The 15496-nt window shown below is 60.4% G+C and carries 16 protein-coding genes and 1 pseudogene; 5 read left to right on the plus strand and 12 right to left on the minus strand.

Features of this window, described 5'->3' with window-relative positions:
• Positions 1 to 37 precede the first annotated feature (37 nt).
• The 4 genes from dsbG to CES87_RS29920 form a co-directional block, all read right to left on the minus strand.
• Complete coding sequence (gene dsbG / locus CES87_RS29905) at positions 38 to 805, minus strand: thiol:disulfide interchange protein DsbG (protein WP_128608943.1); 768 nt, start codon at positions 803 to 805, stop codon at positions 38 to 40.
• The gene (locus CES87_RS29910; RefSeq protein WP_128608944.1) at positions 781 to 1635 is read right to left on the minus strand and encodes a TlpA disulfide reductase family protein; all 855 of its coding nucleotides are present in this window, start codon (positions 1633 to 1635) and stop codon (positions 781 to 783) included. Before CES87_RS29910 ends, dsbG begins: the two co-directional genes overlap by 25 nt.
• Positions 1635 to 3371, minus strand: a complete 1737-nt coding sequence (gene dsbD, locus CES87_RS29915) for a protein-disulfide reductase DsbD (protein WP_128608945.1) — start codon at positions 3369 to 3371, stop codon at positions 1635 to 1637. Before dsbD ends, CES87_RS29910 begins: the two co-directional genes overlap by 1 nt.
• Positions 3372 to 3478: 107 nt before the next feature.
• The gene (locus tag CES87_RS29920) at positions 3479 to 4213 is read right to left on the minus strand and encodes a hypothetical protein (protein ID WP_128608946.1); all 735 of its coding nucleotides are present in this window, start codon (positions 4211 to 4213) and stop codon (positions 3479 to 3481) included.
• A 288-nt stretch (positions 4214 to 4501) separates the two neighbouring features.
• Here CES87_RS29920 and CES87_RS29925 point away from each other — a divergent pair, with 288 nt between their 5' ends.
• The 5 genes from CES87_RS29925 to CES87_RS29945 all read left to right on the plus strand — a co-directional run bounded on the left by CES87_RS29925 (position 4502) and on the right by CES87_RS29945 (position 9083).
• Positions 4502 to 5182 carry a response regulator gene (locus tag CES87_RS29925; protein WP_034151358.1) on the plus strand — a complete coding sequence of 227 codons (681 nt, stop codon included), beginning with the start codon at positions 4502 to 4504 and terminating at the stop codon, positions 5180 to 5182.
• Positions 5179 to 6504 carry an ATP-binding protein gene (locus CES87_RS29930; RefSeq protein ID WP_128608947.1) on the plus strand — a complete coding sequence of 442 codons (1326 nt, stop codon included), beginning with the start codon at positions 5179 to 5181 and terminating at the stop codon, positions 6502 to 6504. Before CES87_RS29925 ends, CES87_RS29930 begins: the two co-directional genes overlap by 4 nt.
• 215 nt (positions 6505 to 6719) lie before the next feature.
• Positions 6720 to 7241 (plus strand): GNAT family N-acetyltransferase, encoded by a 522-nt coding sequence (locus CES87_RS29935; RefSeq protein WP_128608948.1) that lies wholly within the window; start codon positions 6720 to 6722, stop codon positions 7239 to 7241.
• Positions 7242 to 7348: 107 nt separating this feature from the next.
• On the plus strand, positions 7349 to 8755 hold the full coding sequence (locus tag CES87_RS29940; protein ID WP_128608949.1) for an aspartate aminotransferase family protein: 1407 nt from the start codon (positions 7349 to 7351) through the stop codon (positions 8753 to 8755).
• Positions 8756 to 8855: 100 nt separating this feature from the next.
• Positions 8856 to 9083 (plus strand): MbtH family protein, encoded by a 228-nt coding sequence (locus tag CES87_RS29945; RefSeq protein ID WP_128608950.1) that lies wholly within the window; start codon positions 8856 to 8858, stop codon positions 9081 to 9083.
• A 147-nt stretch (positions 9084 to 9230) separates the two neighbouring features.
• Here the strand turns inward: CES87_RS29945 and CES87_RS29950 are convergent, their stop codons facing one another.
• From CES87_RS29950 to CES87_RS29985, 8 genes and pseudogenes are all read right to left on the minus strand, one after another.
• Positions 9231 to 10133: a metal ABC transporter solute-binding protein, Zn/Mn family gene (locus CES87_RS29950; RefSeq protein ID WP_128608951.1), complete on the minus strand. Its 903-nt coding sequence runs from the start codon at positions 10131 to 10133 to the stop codon at positions 9231 to 9233.
• Complete coding sequence (locus tag CES87_RS29955) at positions 10134 to 11033, minus strand: metal ABC transporter permease (RefSeq protein ID WP_128608952.1); 900 nt, start codon at positions 11031 to 11033, stop codon at positions 10134 to 10136.
• Entirely contained in the window at positions 11033 to 11863 is an 831-nt protein-coding gene (locus CES87_RS29960; RefSeq protein WP_128608953.1) for a metal ABC transporter ATP-binding protein, read from the minus strand. Before CES87_RS29960 ends, CES87_RS29955 begins: the two co-directional genes overlap by 1 nt.
• A pseudogene (locus tag CES87_RS29965) lies at positions 11860 to 12785 on the minus strand (metal ABC transporter substrate-binding protein). The gene CES87_RS29960 and the pseudogene CES87_RS29965 overlap by 4 nt, the downstream one beginning before the upstream one ends.
• Before the next feature lie 35 nt (positions 12786 to 12820).
• Positions 12821 to 13393, minus strand: a complete 573-nt coding sequence (locus tag CES87_RS29970; RefSeq protein WP_128608977.1) for a DUF6162 family protein — start codon at positions 13391 to 13393, stop codon at positions 12821 to 12823.
• Between the two features lie 2 nt (positions 13394 to 13395).
• Entirely contained in the window at positions 13396 to 13731 is a 336-nt protein-coding gene (locus CES87_RS29975) for a hypothetical protein (protein ID WP_128608954.1), read from the minus strand.
• On the minus strand, positions 13728 to 14270 hold the full coding sequence (locus CES87_RS29980; RefSeq protein ID WP_128608955.1) for a thiamine pyrophosphate-binding protein: 543 nt from the start codon (positions 14268 to 14270) through the stop codon (positions 13728 to 13730). The genes CES87_RS29975 and CES87_RS29980 overlap by 4 nt, the downstream gene beginning before the upstream one ends.
• On the minus strand, positions 14267 to 15466 hold the full coding sequence (locus CES87_RS29985; RefSeq protein WP_128608956.1) for a PepSY domain-containing protein: 1200 nt from the start codon (positions 15464 to 15466) through the stop codon (positions 14267 to 14269). The genes CES87_RS29980 and CES87_RS29985 overlap by 4 nt, the downstream gene beginning before the upstream one ends.
• Positions 15467 to 15496: the final 30 nt, after the last annotated feature.

The raw sequence follows: 15496 nt of genomic DNA on the forward strand, positions 1-15496 counted from the left end.
GTGCTCGCTCCTACAGATATTGCGCCGGAGCTGTCGCTTATTTAGGCCCGAGAATTTTCGCCAGTTTGTCCGGCGATGGCGCGCCTTGCTGCTGTTGCAGTTCGCCCTTGTCATCCATGTAGAAAATCGCCGGGGTGGCGGACAGCTCCAGCTCCTCCATCAATTGCATGTTGGCTGCGAGCTTCGCCTGAATCGCCGGCGGTACTTCCTTCAAGGCCTTGAGCGAGCTGCCTTTGCCTGCGGCCTCGTGGTCTTGCAGGGCCTTTTGCGGGTCCTTGGCGGCGAGCAGCGCGGCGGATTTGCCGGGGCTGTCTTCGCGAATGATGCCGACCATGATGTGGCGCAGCTGCACCTTGCCGGCCTTGACCCAGGGCCGTGCCTGTTCCCAGAACATGTTGCAGTAAGGGCAGTTCGGGTCGCTGAACAGGTAGATGACTCGCGGCGCATCCTTTTTGCCATCGGCGATCCAGTTGCTTGCTTCCATCTTGCCCCAGACTTCCTTGGCCATCGGCGCGTACACCAGTTTTTGCAACGGCGCGCTGCTCAAGTCGTTGCCTTCGGCGTCATACAGATTGCCCAGCAGCACATGCTTGCCATCCGGCGTCAGGTACAGCGCCATGCCGCGGTTCTGGTACTGCGCCGCATAACCGCGCAAACCATCAGGCGCATCGAACTGGCCAACGATTTTCGCGCCTTTGGCTTCGATCTTCTTGATCGCATCGGGCAACTCTTCGGCCTGCAGCGACGGCAGGTGCAGCAGGGCGGCACCCAGGGTCAGGGTCAGCAGGTGGCGGAGGCGGGGCATGGCGGTTTCCTTGAAGAGGTGGCAGGTGCGGAGTCGAAACTTTCCAGGGCGCGGGCCAGACTGGCTTGCGACAGTTCGCCCAAATGGCTGCCCAACAGGCGACCGTCGGGGCTATAGAACAGCGTAGTTGGCAACGCCATCGAACCGACGGCCTGGCCCAGACGACCACTGCCGTCGAACAGCACGTTGGACAGGCTCAGGCCCTGGGTTTCCAGAAAGGTGGCGACGCTTTGCATGCTTTCGGCCTGATTGACGAACAGAAAAGTCAGGTCCGGACGCTGTTGCTGGGCGTTTTCCAGTACCGGCATTTCCCGGCGGCATGGCGGGCACCAGGTGGCCCACAGATTGATGACCAACGGGCCGCCCTTGTAGTCAGCCAGTTGCACGGTTTTACCGGCGGCGTTGCGCAGAGTGATTTCCGGCAGGCGCGTGCCTTGTTCATAAATCGTCAGGGAGAAGGTCGCCAGCAGCCAGAAGGCCAGGCCGCTGGCCACGCCAAAGCCCAACGGGCGGCGCAGCCCCGGGCGACGCCAGCCTCGGTACAGCGTGGCGAGTACCAGCGCGATCACCCCCGGCCAGGCAAGGAAACCACCGTCGCGCAGATCGATGATCTGCCACGGATCGTTGCGATAGTGCGTCCAATAAACCGCAACGAAACTGATCCGAGCCGCGAGCATGCCAATCAGGAACAGGCTGAACAGCACCGACTCGGGGTTCTCGCCACCGCGCTTGGCCACCCGCCAACCAATGAACGTCGCCAGTGCCAATGCACTGATCAGCAGCAGGTGGTTAAGCGCAATGGCAAAGGTGCCGAGGGTGAAGGTCAGCATTAACGGGCGTCTCGGGTGGTGGTCCAGCGTTGCAGGAAAGTGTCGGCATCGACCTCACCGGTGATGCGCTGGCTGCGACGCTCAAAGCCGTCGGCACCGATCCACAACAGGCTCGGTGGCCCCGGCACTTTATAACGGCTGAGCAATTCGCGGCTGGCGGCATTGTCGGTGGTGACGTCCAGTCGCAGCAAGCGCACATCGCTGAGAGCTTCCAGCACTTTGGCCTTGCCGAATACCTGTTTTTCCATGACTTTGCACGACACGCACCAGTCGGCGTAGTAATCCAGCAGCACCCATTGGCCCTGCGCTTGCGCCGCATCGAGTTCGCGCTGCAGCACGGCAGGGTCCTTGATGGTGGTGAAGGCGTCTTGGCCCGTTGGGACGGCGGCGATGGCCGAACCTGCGCTGCGGAAAACCTGCAACGGTTTGAGCAGATCATCGCTACCGCCTGCAGCACCGATCACCAACAAGCTGCCCCACAGACCGAGCAACAAGGAGCTGGCCCCGAACAGATGTGCAATGCGTCCAAAACCCTCCGATTGCTTCCAGGCGCTATAGGCCGCGATCACCAACAATGCGCCGCACAAGCCGACCCACAGCGATTCATCCAGTACCGGACGCAGCATCAGCAACGCGGTGGCGAGGAACAGGAAGCCGAAGATGCCCTTGAGCAGGTTCATCCAGGCGCCGGGTTTGGGCAGAAAACGATTGCCGACCGTCACCAGAAGCAACAGCGGCACGCCAATGCCTATGCCCAAGGCGAACAGAATCAGCCCGCCGTGCAGCGCATTGCCGCTTTGGGCGATGTAGAGCAGCGCGCCGGCCAGCGGCGCGGTCATGCATGGGCCGACCAACAGACCGGACAAGGCCCCCAGCACACCAGCGCCAACAAGGCTGCCGCCGCGCTGATTACGCGAGACATTTTCCAGCCGATCACGCACGGCCACCGGCAATTGCAATTCGAAGAAGCCGAACATGGGCAACGCCAGGAGAACGAAAATTGCCGCGAAACTGCCCAGCAACCAAGGGTTTTGCAGCAGCGCCTGCAGGTTCGCGCCAAGCAGCGCCGCCAGCACGCCCATCGCCGCGTACACCAGTGCCATGCTCACCACATAACTGCTAGCCAAGGCAAAACCGCGCTTGGGCGAGGCGCCGCTGCCAACGATCAGCCCGGCCAGAATCGGTAGCATTGGCAGTGAACATGGAGTGAAGGCCAGCAGCAGTCCCAAGCCGAAGAACACCAGCAGACTCCAGCCCAGCGCCCTTTGTTGAAGGTTGCTGGCCAGGGCCTGATCCGGTGCTTCATTCGTCGCGGAAACAGCAGCGCTACCACCAAGGTCCACGACCTTGGTCTGTGGCGGATAACACAATCCGGCATCCGCGCAGCCCTGGAAACCGACTTTGATCTGGCCGGTTACGCCAGCCGGAATCTTCAGCTCCAGGCCTTGGCGATACACCTGCTGTTCGCCGAAGAACTCGTCGCTGTGGGATTCGCCTTCAGGTAAGACAGGCTGATGCTCAGCGGGAAGGCCATCGAATTTCAGGCGTTTCTGATAGAGGTAATAACCGTCGGTGATTTGCCAGTAGAGCTGTGTTTCACCTGATTCAAGGCGCTCGGAGGTGAAGACAAACGCTTTTTCCACCGGCAGGAACTCAGGTTTGGTCTCGAATGGATTGGTCCCTGCATGGGCCACACCCGAGATCAAGAGGACAAAAAATAAAAACAGTTGACGCATGGGTAAGCCTTAGCCAGGTGCAAGTGAAGTGCACAATGAAAGGCTGCGATTAACCGATGATTAACCGCGTCCACGAGCCGACTGATTGCTCCTGTTGTCACACACCTTTAATCGCGTAGCAGACCAGGCCATGTGCCGTCATCAATTTTGCGTGGGCCGGTATCGACCCGGCTGTCGTCGATGCTGTACCTGATGTACTCGTTATTGGTCAGGAAAATATAGTAATAACAGTTGAAGAGAGGCTGGTCGTTTTGAACGGCTGCAATGATTCGATTTTTGTAAGGCTCGAGGCCTGGATAGTATTTGTCGGTGATGGGTAGGTGGGTGATGGGGGGGAGCTTCTGAGTGACGGCTTGAGGTTGGAAGTCTAGATTGAGGAAGGTTCCGTCGTTCAGCAGAAATCGAAATGCGTGCTCATGGCGAGATGTTTTCCACCATGTACCGGCGACGATCCGATCGAAGTAGGGTAGTAAAGCGCGCCATTTCGAATCTTTTACGCTATGCACACTGATGACTTTGTCCAGGTCTTGGTCGTATCGACAGACTGTCGGTATCTCATCCATATAATAAAAGAGCCATAAGATATCGAGTTCCAGCTCGCTCATAGTGGCTGCGCCGTCCAGTTTCGAATTATGCGCCGTAGTCGTGAATCCAAAGCGCAGGTCTTTGGCATGAGAATGAAAGGCTCCCCAGTTAGTCGCTTTTATGTCCGTGGGCCCCGCTTCGACAAGATTATCGGCAAGATCAAATCGAGAATATTTGTTGATGTCTTTAAAAAAGAAGTAAATCTTGTCTTTGCCTGCGCGCCAGTCGACGGCAACAAAGTTCTTGAGTGCTGGCATTTTCAATTTCCTTTTGATTGGGTTGGTAGTGTGGGTTGCAGGTTGAAATTACTATCCTTCATGTGGGTTATGTTTTGATTTTTGTATAGGGCTGTTTCGGGGTTGAATGCGGTTTTAAGTTTTATTGTTGGTTAGTTTTAGATGGCAAGTATTTGGACTGATATAAACAGCCACTTCGCAGCAAGGCCAATACGTCAGGGGGATTTGAGCTTCTCTCACACCGCATTCACCGACATAATCCGGACTTAATTTGGGTTTGATTGACTCGAGTTTTTTATGGAGCTGCCCATGCACGTACTGGTTTGCGAAGACGATGAGTTGATCGCCAGCGGCATCGTCGCCGGCTTGACCGCCCAGGGCCTGACTGTGGAGCACGTGGCCACGGCGTCTGCTGCCCGGGCGATGCTCAAGGTGGCGGAGTTCGACGTAATGGTGCTCGACCTCGGCTTGCCCGACGAAGACGGTCTGAAGTTGCTGCAGCAGCTGCGCCACAATGGCCTGGAGCTGCCGGTGCTGATCCTCACGGCCCGGGACTCGGTCACCGACCGTGTCGACGGTTTGCAGGCCGGCGCCGACGACTACCTGCTCAAGCCTTTCGACCTGCGCGAATTGGCCGCACGCCTGCACACTTTGCTGCGACGGGTGGCGGGGCGCAGCGTCAACCTGATCGAGCACGGTGCCCTGACCTACGACCCGAGCAGTCGCGAAACAACGCTCGCCGGTCAGCCGGTTGATCTCTCGCGCCGCGAACAATCGCTGTTGCAGGCCCTGCTGCATAACCGTGGCCGCGTGTTGTCGACCGAGCAACTCAAGGACAGCGTCTACGGCTTCAACGACGAGCTGGAGAGCAACGCCCTCAACGTGCACATCCATCACCTGCGGCGCAAACTCGGCAATGGAATTGTCGAGACTGTGCGCGGCCTGGGTTATCGCCTGGGCCCTGCCGATGGCGGAGATCAATCGAAGTGATGAGTCTGCGTTTGCGCCTGAGCCTGACACTCGGCGCCGCGTTTGCGCTGATCTGGGCGCTGGCGGCAGCCTGGATGCTCAGCGACCTGCGCAATCAAATGATGTTTTCCCTCGACCAGCGCCTGGTGGCTTCAGCGCGGATGGTTGCCGGGTTGATGGAGCAATTGCCGCCGTTGCCGAACAAGGGCGAGGGCACCCATTTCGGTGCCGAACAGCTGAATATTCCTGGCGGCATGGCGTGTCAGGTCAGCTCGTTGCGCGGGGAAATCCTCGCCCGCAGTCACAGCGATCCGGGGCAACCCCTGGAAGCCGAAAAAATGGGCTTCCACGATCAGATGATCGATGGTGCACCGTGGCGCAGTTTCACCCTGGCCCGGGGCGATCTGCGCATCACCACCGCCGACCGGCAGATTGAGCGAGAGGCATTGAACATGTCGATCCTGCTGGCCGCCTCGGTGCCGGTGGGTGTGGCATTGCTCGGTTGCCTGTGCCTGCTCTGGCTGGGAATCGGCCAGGGGCTGGCGCCGCTTAACCGCATGCGCGATGCCTTGATGCGCCGCAGCCCCGACTCCCTGGAACCCTTGCAGGTCCAGCCATTGCCCAGCGAATTGCAACCGTTGCTCGACACGCAGAACCAGTTGTTCCAGCGAATCGGCAAGACCATCGAACGCGAACGCCGGCTGACCGGTGATGCTGCCCATGAACTGCGTAGCCCGCTGACCGCAATCAAGACCCATCTGCAAGTGGCGCGCATGACCGTTGGCGCGGCCCGGGATCAATCCCTGGCCCGGGCCGAGGAGGGCGCCGACCGTCTGCACCGCACGCTTGAACAATTGCTGTTGCTGGCGCGGGTCGAAGGCAGTCTGTCGTTCGATGACGGTGTGCAATGCAGCGCTGAACAAGTGGCGAAACTGGCGATTCAGGATACGGCCGGCGGTGATCGCCAGCGCATCAGGTTTGCGGTGCCGGCCAGGTTCTCACACGCTCCGGTGCAAATGCCGGCGGTGCTGTCGATCGCCGCGCTGCGCAACCTGCTGGACAACGCCCTGCGCCATACGCCCGGCGACGGGCCGGTGGAACTGAGTTTGCAAACCATCGGCAACCGCGCGCAGTTCGTGGTACGCGATCACGGGCCGGGCATCGCCCAAGACGACCTGCAACATTTGACCCAACGTTTCTGGCGCAATGGCCAGAGCACCGGCTGCGGCCTCGGCCTGGCGATTGTCCAGGCCATCGTCCAGCGTTGCGGCTGCACCCTGCATTTCGACAGCCGGCCAGACGGGTTGCGGGTTGAGCTGAACATGCCGTTGCAACCGGCTTAACCACACCGATCCCTTGTAGGAGCGAGCTCGCTCGCGAAGAACGCCTGAACACCGCGATCATTCAGACAGATCGCGTTTTCGTTGACGTCCATCGCGAACGAGCTCGCTCCTACAGGGGATTTGTGTCGCACATCAAATGTAACTTCTCTCCATTGGCTGCCCGGACCTCGCGGGACTATCGTTCCTCGCACTCAATGGATTGAGGTAACAGCGCCATGAATGAACCGATTCACACCTGCAAGGCAACCCCGGCCGACGCCGGCATCATCAACCGCATCATCGAGCGTTCTATCCGCGTCGGTTGTGCTCTCGACCACCGCAACCATCCACAAACCGTTGCCACCTGGACTCACAACAAGACCATCGAACACATCCAGCCCTGGCTTACGGACCAGCGGCTGTACCTGAACATCGCCCTGTTGCAGGACAAACCGGTGGGTGTTGCGATGGCCTCGATCAATGGCAAGGTTGCGTTCTGTTACGTACAACCGGAATGGTTTCGCCGGGGCGCCGGACAAGCCCTGGTACAGGATCTCGAAGGCTGGTTGCTCGGTCAGGGCCTGCATCAGGCCCGACTCAACAGCACCCGTACCAGCGAAGCGTTTTACCGGCATTTGGGCTATCAGCCATGTGCCCGAGCCTTCATGGTCGGGGGGCTCCAGGCTATCCCCATGCACAAAGGCCTGTCATCACCCTCATGGAAAGCGGATCGAAGGTCTAAATCCTTGAGCCGCTGATGCGTTTCCAGAACAGGAAAACCTGCAAGTGCGCCCCGAGACTGGAACGCGCACCTGCGAGGTGTGCAGTTTTGGTCACTATCCACAGCGTATTGAGGGGTCGAGAGATGTCAGTCGCTACCAGCCTTATCGAAAATCAGTCGACCCGGGTCGCTTCGACCGAGACGCTATATCAGTTCAACGAATCGCCGCTGCTGGCCCGTCAAAACCAGCAGGAATCCAATGCCCGCAGCTACCCGCGACGCATTCCCCTGGCACTCAAGCGTGCCAAGGGCATCTATGTCGAAGACGTCGAGGGCCGCAGCTTCATCGATTGTCTGGCCGGTGCCGGGACATTGGCCTTGGGGCATAACCATCCGGTGGTGATCGAAGCCATCCAGCAAGTGTTGAGCGACGAACTGCCGTTGCACACGCTGGACCTGACTACACCCGTCAAGGACCGGTTCGTTCAAGATCTGTTCGGTCTATTGCCACCAGCACTGGCCGCGCAAGCGAAGATCCAGTTCTGCGGACCCACCGGCACCGACGCGGTGGAAGCCGCACTGAAGCTAGTGCGAACGGCCACCGGTCGCAGCACCGTACTGTCATTCCAGGGCGGTTATCACGGCATGAGCCAGGGCGCGCTGAGCCTGATGGGCAGCCTGGGACCGAAAAAGCCTTTGGGCGCCTTGCTCGGCAACGGCGTGCAGTTCATGCCGTACCCTTACGATTACCGCTGCCCGTTCGGTCTGGGTGGTGCACAAGGGGTGAAGGCCAACCTGAATTACCTGGAAAACCTGCTCAATGACCCTGAGGCCGGCGTGCAACTACCGGCGGCAGTCATTGTGGAGGTGGTGCAGGGCGAGGGTGGGGTGATTCCTGCCGATCTGGACTGGTTGCGCGGCTTGCGCCGTATAACCGAAAAGGCTGATGTGGCATTGATCGTCGACGAGATTCAGAGCGGTTTTGCCCGCACCGGCAAGATGTTCGCCTTCGAGCATGCCGGGATCATTCCGGATGTGGTGGTGATGTCCAAAGCCATCGGCGGCAGCCTGCCGCTGGCGGTGGTGGTGTATCGCGACTGGCTCGACACCTGGCTGCCGGGCGCCCATGCCGGGACCTTCCGCGGCAACCAGATGGCCATGGCCGCTGGCACTGCAGTGATGCGCTACCTGACCGAACATAAGGTTTGCGAACACGCCACCGCCATGGGCGAGCGCCTGAGCGAGCATTTGCGCATCCTGCAGCGGGATTTTCCCCAACTGGGCGACATTCGCGGTCGCGGCCTGATGCTTGGCGTCGAACTGGTCGACCCGACCGGCGCGCTGGACACTTTGGGCCATCCGCCAGCGTTTGCGCGCCTGGCTCCGCTGGTGCAGCGCGAATGCCTCAAGCGCGGCTTGATCCTCGAACTGGGTGGTCGTCATGGCGCAGTGGTGCGTTTCCTTCCGCCGCTGGTGATTACCGCCGCGCAAATCGACCAAGTGGCCGAGATTTTCGGCCGTGCATTGGCCGCTGCCACCGCCGGCCTCTAAATTTTCCGGACCCTGCAACGTTCCCTTTACACAGCAACGTTCCTTCTACATACCGGCTGCACGCGGCGTGCAGCCCACCTTATAGTGATGGAGAGACAGCATGACGTCAGTATTCGACCGCGAGGACATCCTCTTTCAGGTCGTGGTCAACCACGAAGAGCAATACTCGATCTGGCCCGACTACAAAGCCGTGCCGGAAGGTTGGCGCACTGTAGGCAAAAGCGGACTGAAAAAAGAATGTTTGGCTTACATCGAAGAAACCTGGACTGATATGCGTCCGCTGAGTTTGCGGCAGAAGATGGACGAGCAGGCAGCTGTGGCTCACTGATCGACGCGTATCTGTAGGAGCTGGCTTGCCAGCGAAGGCGTTTTTTCAGGCGATAATTATGTCGACTGACCCACCGCATTCGCTGGCAAGCCAGCTCCTACATGGGATTGGGGACGTCTGTAAAATGAGGTCGGCTGGCAGGCCGCCTCATATTTCGTTCAGTCCTTTAATGAGCAAATCCACATTCCACTCCAGCTCAGCCACCGGATCCTCGGCATCGGTACTCAACACCACCAACCGACTCCCAGCTTCTGTAATTACCGTTTTCACCGCATCCGACGGCTGTCGATGGTGCAACACCACCGCCACATCATTGTCCTTGAGCGTCGCACTCAAGGCCTTCAACGCCTCAGGAGTCCATTCGGCATCCGGCCGAGCATCGAGACCCACCAGCTCCAGATTGAGACCACCGATCAAGTAACCGAAGTGATCGCTAAGGCTCATCACACTTAGGTTGTCGGCATTGGCCAGGCGCGTTTCGCTGTCAGCGCTGAGCTTGAGCAACCGCTGCTTCAATGCTGCCAGATTGGCCTCGATCGCAGGCTTGGCCGCAGGCGCCAGGCGCACCAGGTCTGCCGCCATCACATCAGCCATGCGTCCCATATTGTTGCTGGCCAGCCATGGCTGACTGTTCAAACCATCGACCTTGTTGCTTGGCTGCACGGCGATGCCGGGCAGGGCGCCGTCCACCGGGCGGGCGGCGTCAACTTCGACGATGCGGATGTTGCTGCGCCGCGCAATCGGGTACAGCGGATCATCCGGCCACAATGAACGCAGGCCGATGACCGCATCGGCCTCGGTCGCCAGTTTGGCCAGCGCCGGCGCGCCACGGCCGGTGAAGTAAGCGGTCTGCCGGCTGCCGGGCAGGTTGGCCGGGGCTGCGCGTTCGAGGTTCACATTGGTGCCTCTGAGCAGCACTTCGCCCAGGCCATAGGTGACCGGCAGGGACGCGAGCACTCGCAGCGGTTTGGCGCTGTCAGCCGCGAATGCTGCGTGGGCCAGCCCGCAAAGGGCTACGGCCAGGGTCAGTTGTCGCAGAGAAAATGACATTTATCCAAGGTTCCCTTTCAGGCTGGGGACGACACCGCGAGCGATGGCGGACAGGGCGAAGGCAATACCGGCCACCAGAATGATCGCGGCACCCGATGGAATCGGCAGGTCGAAGACAATTGGCGCGAGAATCCCGCACAGCGTGCTGACGGTTGCGATCAGCACAGAGCACCAGAAAAAGCCCTTCAACGATTGGCTGAGCAAGCGTGCCGCTGCCGCAGGGATCACGAGCAGGGCCCCGACCAGAATCGCGCCGATGACTTTCACCGCGGCAACGGTGATCAGGGTCACCAGAATCACGAACAGATAATCCAGCGTCTTCACCGCCACACCGCGCACCGTCGCCAGTTGCGGGTTGAAACTGGCGAGCATGATGCGGTTGTACAGCGGCAAGGCCAGCGCCATTACCAGCGAACCAACGATGGCCAACACCAGCAGATCGTTGCCATTTACCGTCAGCACCGAGCCGAACAACACGTTTTCCAGAATGTGCACGTTGATCTTGCCCGCCAGAATCAGCAGCAGGCTCGCACCCAGGGCCAGGGACACCGAGAGGAACACGCCGATCAATGTATCTGGCGCCAGACCGGTGCGGTTGCGCAGGTAGTTGAGCAGGATGCCGAACAGCAGGCAGTAACCGAACAGGCTGCCGTAGGGACCGGTGTAGGGTTCGCCGAGCAGGATGCCAATCGCCACGCCGGTCAGCGCCGCGTGGCCCACCGCTTCGGAGAAAAACGCGAAGCGCTTGACCACCACCAACGTGCCCAAACCGCCCAGCACCGGGCCGATCAGCAGCCCGGCGAGCAGCGCGTTGACCACAAATCCATAGGCCAGCGCCTCGGGCAGATAACCCGACGAGGCCCAGCCCTGGATCATCAACCGAAAGGCTTCGTAACTCATCAGGCAAGGCTCCGTGGATGGGTCGAAAACAGCGTCAGCAGGCGGTCCGGCGTCAGTGCCTGTTGCGGCGTGGCATCAAACAGCACCCGGCGGTTGAGCCCGGTGACGTAGTCCGCCAGCCGCCCGACCGCTTCCAGGTCGTGCTCGATCCACAGCACAGTGATCCCCGCCGCCCGCCAGTCACCGAGCAAGCGTGCGAACACCTGGATGCCGGCCTCATCGAGAGCAGACATCGGCTCATCCAGCACCAGCAATTGCGGCGCCGGAATCAGCCCCTGGGCTAACAACACCCGCTGGCGCTCGCCACCGGACAGCGCCCCCATGCGTCGTTTGCGTTTGTCCTGCATGCCGACCCGTTCCAGCGCTTCGCCAATCGCAGCCGCGTAGTGCTTGCTCAAACCGAGAAACGCCGGGCGCCGCTGGCACATCGCTGCCATGAAATCGTCGACAGTAATCGGCAGGCCACGGTCGAATTCCAGTGCCTGCGGGACGTAGCCGATGGTGCCGGACTCGCCCGGCCATTGCAGGCTCAAGCGGCCCTGATGCGGCATCTGTCCGAGCAGGGTCTTGATCAGCGAACTTTTGCCGCCGCCGTTGGGGCCGACCAGTGCATGCACGCTACCGGGTCGGACCTGAAAGGTGACTTTATCGAGGATCGTTGTGCGGCCTAGGGTCAGGCTGACGTCGGCGAAATCCAGGGTCGGCCCCGGCCCCTGTAGGAGTGAGCCTGCTCGCGATTGCGGTGTGTCATTCGATATTGATGTTGACTGAGCGGACGCTTTCGCGAGCAAGCTCGCTCCCACAGGGAACTCGACTTCTTTTGAGGTCATGCGCCTGACTCCTGAATCGCCCGCACCACGGTATTGAGGTTGCCGGTCATTTCCTTCTCATACTTGTCGGCGGTGTATTCGCCGTAGGAAATGTGCGACAGCGGGTACAGCTTCACCCCGGATTCACGCTGAATGGTTCGACGTAAGTGGACGGAAAATCCATTTCCGAGAAGATCACCTTCACGTCCAGTTCCCGCAGTTGGTCGATGGTCTTTTTCAACTGGCTCGGGCTTGGCTCAATGCCATGGGCCGGTTCGACCACGGCGGTGACTTCCAGGCCAAATTCGCGCAGCAGGTAGTCGTAAGCCGCGTGCACCGTGGCCACGCGCAGTTCGGCGTTGGGTGCCTGGGTCAGTTTGCCCAGGGCGTCGGCGCGCATCTTGCGCAGGCGTTTGCCATAGGCGCGGGCGTTCTCGGTGTAGGTCTTGGCATTGGCCGGGTCGAGCTTGCCCAGTTCCCGGGCGATATTGTTGACCTGGGCAATCGAGGCGCTGATCGACAGGAAGGTATGTGGATTCACCACCTTGCCGGCGCCGCGCGCGGCAACGCCGGTGGCGGCCAGCAGCGGCACGTTTTCGTTGGCTTCGATTACCTTGATATTCGGCGTTTCGCTGGCGGCGATCATGCGGTCTGCGAAGTCATCATGGCCGACGCCGTTGAGCACGATCACATCCAGCCCACTGATGCGCTTGATGTCTTCGGCCCGGGGTTCGTAGGCGTGGGGGTTGAAGCCGGCAGGAATCAGCGGCACCACATCGGCCTTGTCGCCGACGATGTTGGCCACGTAGCTGTAATACGGGTGCAGAGTGATGCCGATGCGTAGGCGCTTGGCCTCGTCGGCGCTGGCCAAGGGTGTCAGCAGGCAGGCCAGCAGGCCGATCAGCGTCAGGCGCAGCGCAGAGCGTAGAGATGAAATGGGCATGGGAAAGCGATCTTCTCTGGGGTGAAGGCGAAGGTTCAGTGCCGATGCTGGCGGGTCACGCCAGCATCGAATTGCGCGACGATCTGCTGCCAGCCGGCGCTTTCGAGCGCGGCATCGGTGACATCGGCCGGGGCCTTGATGTCTGCGGCGCGGCTAAGCCAGATATCCGGTGCATCGTCGGCAGCCTTCAGGCGCATCAGAAATGACCCTGCAATGGATGGCGTCTGGCTCTGTCCGAAATAAATCTTGGTGTCGAGCAACTGCCAGGCATGGTCACCGCGACTCACAGAGCTGGCATCCTGAGCAAACGGCGCGAAGCCTTCATCGGCAAGGGCTTCAGGTGTCGGCAGGGTTTGCTGTTCCTGACGCAGCAGATGAATCTCGTCCAGTGTCACCCGCAAATCGGCATAGATGCCTTGCTCGGAAGCGCTCAGATCGCGGCGGGCATCCAGTTGATGGCTGCTCACATGGGTCACGTCCTGCGACTCGTGGCGCCAGGCGACCACCGAGCCGGCAATCGCCAGGATCATCAGGCATAACAGCAACACGTAGAGGGTTTCATGGCCCGCACCGGCCGGGCGAACGACTTGCGTGGTCGGGCTGTTCATGCTCATGTTCCAGGCGCCTCGATGTCCGCTTGGTCGATTTCGACGACGTGGCCGGGACCTGCGTCGAACAGCACATAGAACTCGGCACCGGGCTTCTTGAAGGTCAGGGTCGAGTCGGCGCCGAGCTTGCCTGGCACGAGGATGGTTTCGTCGTAGCCGATCACGTCCAGGGTCACGCCCGGCGCGCCGCTGCCGTCAGAAAAGCCGCCTGTGCACTTGATCTGCTCGGCGTCGATGGCCTTGCATTCGCACATCGGGTTGTGGGCCAGGACGTTGGCGCTGAAGCCGGCGCAGAGGAACAGCAGCGCGGCGTGCAGAGGGCGAATGGGTTTGATCATGGTTTGCCTCCTTGAGTGTTCAACCAAGCGAGGGTGGCAGGAGAGGCCTGGCTCAGAGGAATGGATGCCTGATGCATGGAGCCGTCCCAGCCTTCCATGGTGATCCACAGTTCGGCATCGGCTTTGGTCTTTTCCGGGATTGGCACCATGGCGCCCATGCGGTAAGGCGTGCCGAAGAAAATCACCCCGGCGGCGCGCAGGCTGCGGGGTTTGCCGATACGCAGGTAAGTGGCCTTGACCTGCTCGCGGCAGCTGTCGCACAGCGCCGCGTTGAAGCTCTTCATATAGCCGGCGGGGCCATCGAGCCGCGGTGCTTCATTACGCAATTCGGCAAGGCGCAGGCTCCACGGACCGACCTGGATATCACCGATTTCCTGCTCGCCCAACCCGGTATCACCACGAAACAACGCGGCGTCGGCGAAGTACTTGGGCATGAAGCCCAGCGGCACCAGCAACAGCAGGACGTTGATGTGGAAGCGCCATTTGTGCCAGAAACGGCTGAGTTTCGATGGCGGTTTTTCAGCGCAGACCTGGCTCATTGGCTGACCTGCGTGGCTTCACGGCTAGTGATCGGAGCAGTTTCATTGCGAGGGATTTTTTTGCTGCGCTTGAGGGCGTTGGCCGTGGCAAGGGCGGTGCGCTTGGTCCAGATCAACAGGCCGCTCAGCACCATCATGCTCAGCAACAGGCCGAAGAAGAACCAGATTAACTTGATCCAGATCCCGCCGAAATCGCCGGTGTGCAACGGACGCATGGACTCGGTCACGAACTCCAGGCCCGAACGGTCAGAGAGCCGGCGCGTGGCGGCGATTTCGCCGGTGTACGGGTTGATATCGGCAGTCTGGTACATCAGCGGATACCAGCTACGCCCACCCACAGACAAGTAGCTGTAGGCGTTGGCTGGCATGCTGACAAAACTTTCGTCGAGGCCGGGGATGCGTTCCTTGGCTTGTTGGATCGCTACTTCCAGGCTGATCATCGGCGCTGGCGAGCCGTCGGCGGTAAGCGGCACGCTTTCGCGTGGGACTACGGCGGCGACCGGTGCGGTCGAAATGGAAATCTGGTTATCGAACATGAATGCCTGGATCAGGAACCAGGTGCTGGTGATGGAAATCACCGCGATGAACCAGATCGACCAGATGCCGCTGAGTCGGTGGAAGTCGCCCCAGAAAATCCGCGCGCCATGGCGAATGCGCAGGGTCGGACGCAAGAAGCCTTTCCAGAAACGCTTGTATACCACCAGCCCGGTCACCAGCGAGGCGAGCATCGGCAAACTCAGGAACGACACCAGGTACCAGCCCCAGCTGTAGCCATTGGTGAACGGCACCAGCCACCAGCCGTGCAGGGCGCGAGTGAATGCCTGGAAGTTGAATTGCGGCGCGGGGCCCTGGATTTCGCCGGTGTACGGGTTGACGTACACCGTCACCGAACGGCCGTCGGGGTAGCTGACACTCACGTCCAGGGCAAAGTGCGACTCGTCGGGGCGGTTGATGCCCTCGACCAGCGTGTCGGGCTCGGCCTTTTTGATCGCCGCGACGATTTGGTCGTAGTTCAGGCGCGGTGCGTCGTCCGAGGGCTGGCTGGCGCGCATTTGCGGGTTGGCTAGCCAGACGATTTCCTGGCTGACCACCGCCAAGGTGCCTGTCACGCAGACGATCAGTACGAAAAACCAGATCGGTAGCGCCAGCCAGCTATGGACCAGAAACCAGATTTTGGAACGGGATTTCTTCGACATGATCAAGGGTCTTGTTTCGATGAGAAGGCT

Source organism: Pseudomonas sp. ERMR1:02, from assembly GCF_002277815.1.
Lineage (GTDB): Bacteria > Pseudomonadota > Gammaproteobacteria > Pseudomonadales > Pseudomonadaceae > Aquipseudomonas.

Bases quoted from the DNA above. Each gene is read 5' to 3' on its own strand.
- dsbG (WP_128608943.1), bottom strand. From the start codon at position 805: ATGCCCCGCCTCCGCCACCTGCTGACCCTGACCCTGGGTGCCGCCCTG.
- CES87_RS29910 (WP_128608944.1), bottom strand. From the start codon at position 1,635: ATGCTGACCTTCACCCTCGGCACCTTTGCCATTGCGCTTAACCACCTG.
- dsbD (WP_128608945.1), bottom strand. From the start codon at position 3,371: ATGCGTCAACTGTTTTTATTTTTTGTCCTCTTGATCTCGGGTGTGGCC.
- CES87_RS29920 (WP_128608946.1), bottom strand. From the start codon at position 4,213: ATGCCAGCACTCAAGAACTTTGTTGCCGTCGACTGGCGCGCAGGCAAA.
- CES87_RS29925 (WP_034151358.1), top strand. From the start codon at position 4,502: ATGCACGTACTGGTTTGCGAAGACGATGAGTTGATCGCCAGCGGCATC.
- CES87_RS29935 (WP_128608948.1), top strand. From the start codon at position 6,720: ATGAATGAACCGATTCACACCTGCAAGGCAACCCCGGCCGACGCCGGC.
- CES87_RS29940 (WP_128608949.1), top strand. From the start codon at position 7,349: ATGTCAGTCGCTACCAGCCTTATCGAAAATCAGTCGACCCGGGTCGCT.
- CES87_RS29945 (WP_128608950.1), top strand. From the start codon at position 8,856: ATGACGTCAGTATTCGACCGCGAGGACATCCTCTTTCAGGTCGTGGTC.
- CES87_RS29950 (WP_128608951.1), bottom strand. From the start codon at position 10,133: ATGTCATTTTCTCTGCGACAACTGACCCTGGCCGTAGCCCTTTGCGGG.
- CES87_RS29955 (WP_128608952.1), bottom strand. From the start codon at position 11,033: ATGAGTTACGAAGCCTTTCGGTTGATGATCCAGGGCTGGGCCTCGTCG.
- CES87_RS29960 (WP_128608953.1), bottom strand. From the start codon at position 11,863: ATGACCTCAAAAGAAGTCGAGTTCCCTGTGGGAGCGAGCTTGCTCGCG.
- CES87_RS29970 (WP_128608977.1), bottom strand. From the start codon at position 13,393: ATGAACAGCCCGACCACGCAAGTCGTTCGCCCGGCCGGTGCGGGCCAT.
- CES87_RS29975 (WP_128608954.1), bottom strand. From the start codon at position 13,731: ATGATCAAACCCATTCGCCCTCTGCACGCCGCGCTGCTGTTCCTCTGC.
- CES87_RS29980 (WP_128608955.1), bottom strand. From the start codon at position 14,270: ATGAGCCAGGTCTGCGCTGAAAAACCGCCATCGAAACTCAGCCGTTTC.
- CES87_RS29985 (WP_128608956.1), bottom strand. From the start codon at position 15,466: ATGTCGAAGAAATCCCGTTCCAAAATCTGGTTTCTGGTCCATAGCTGG.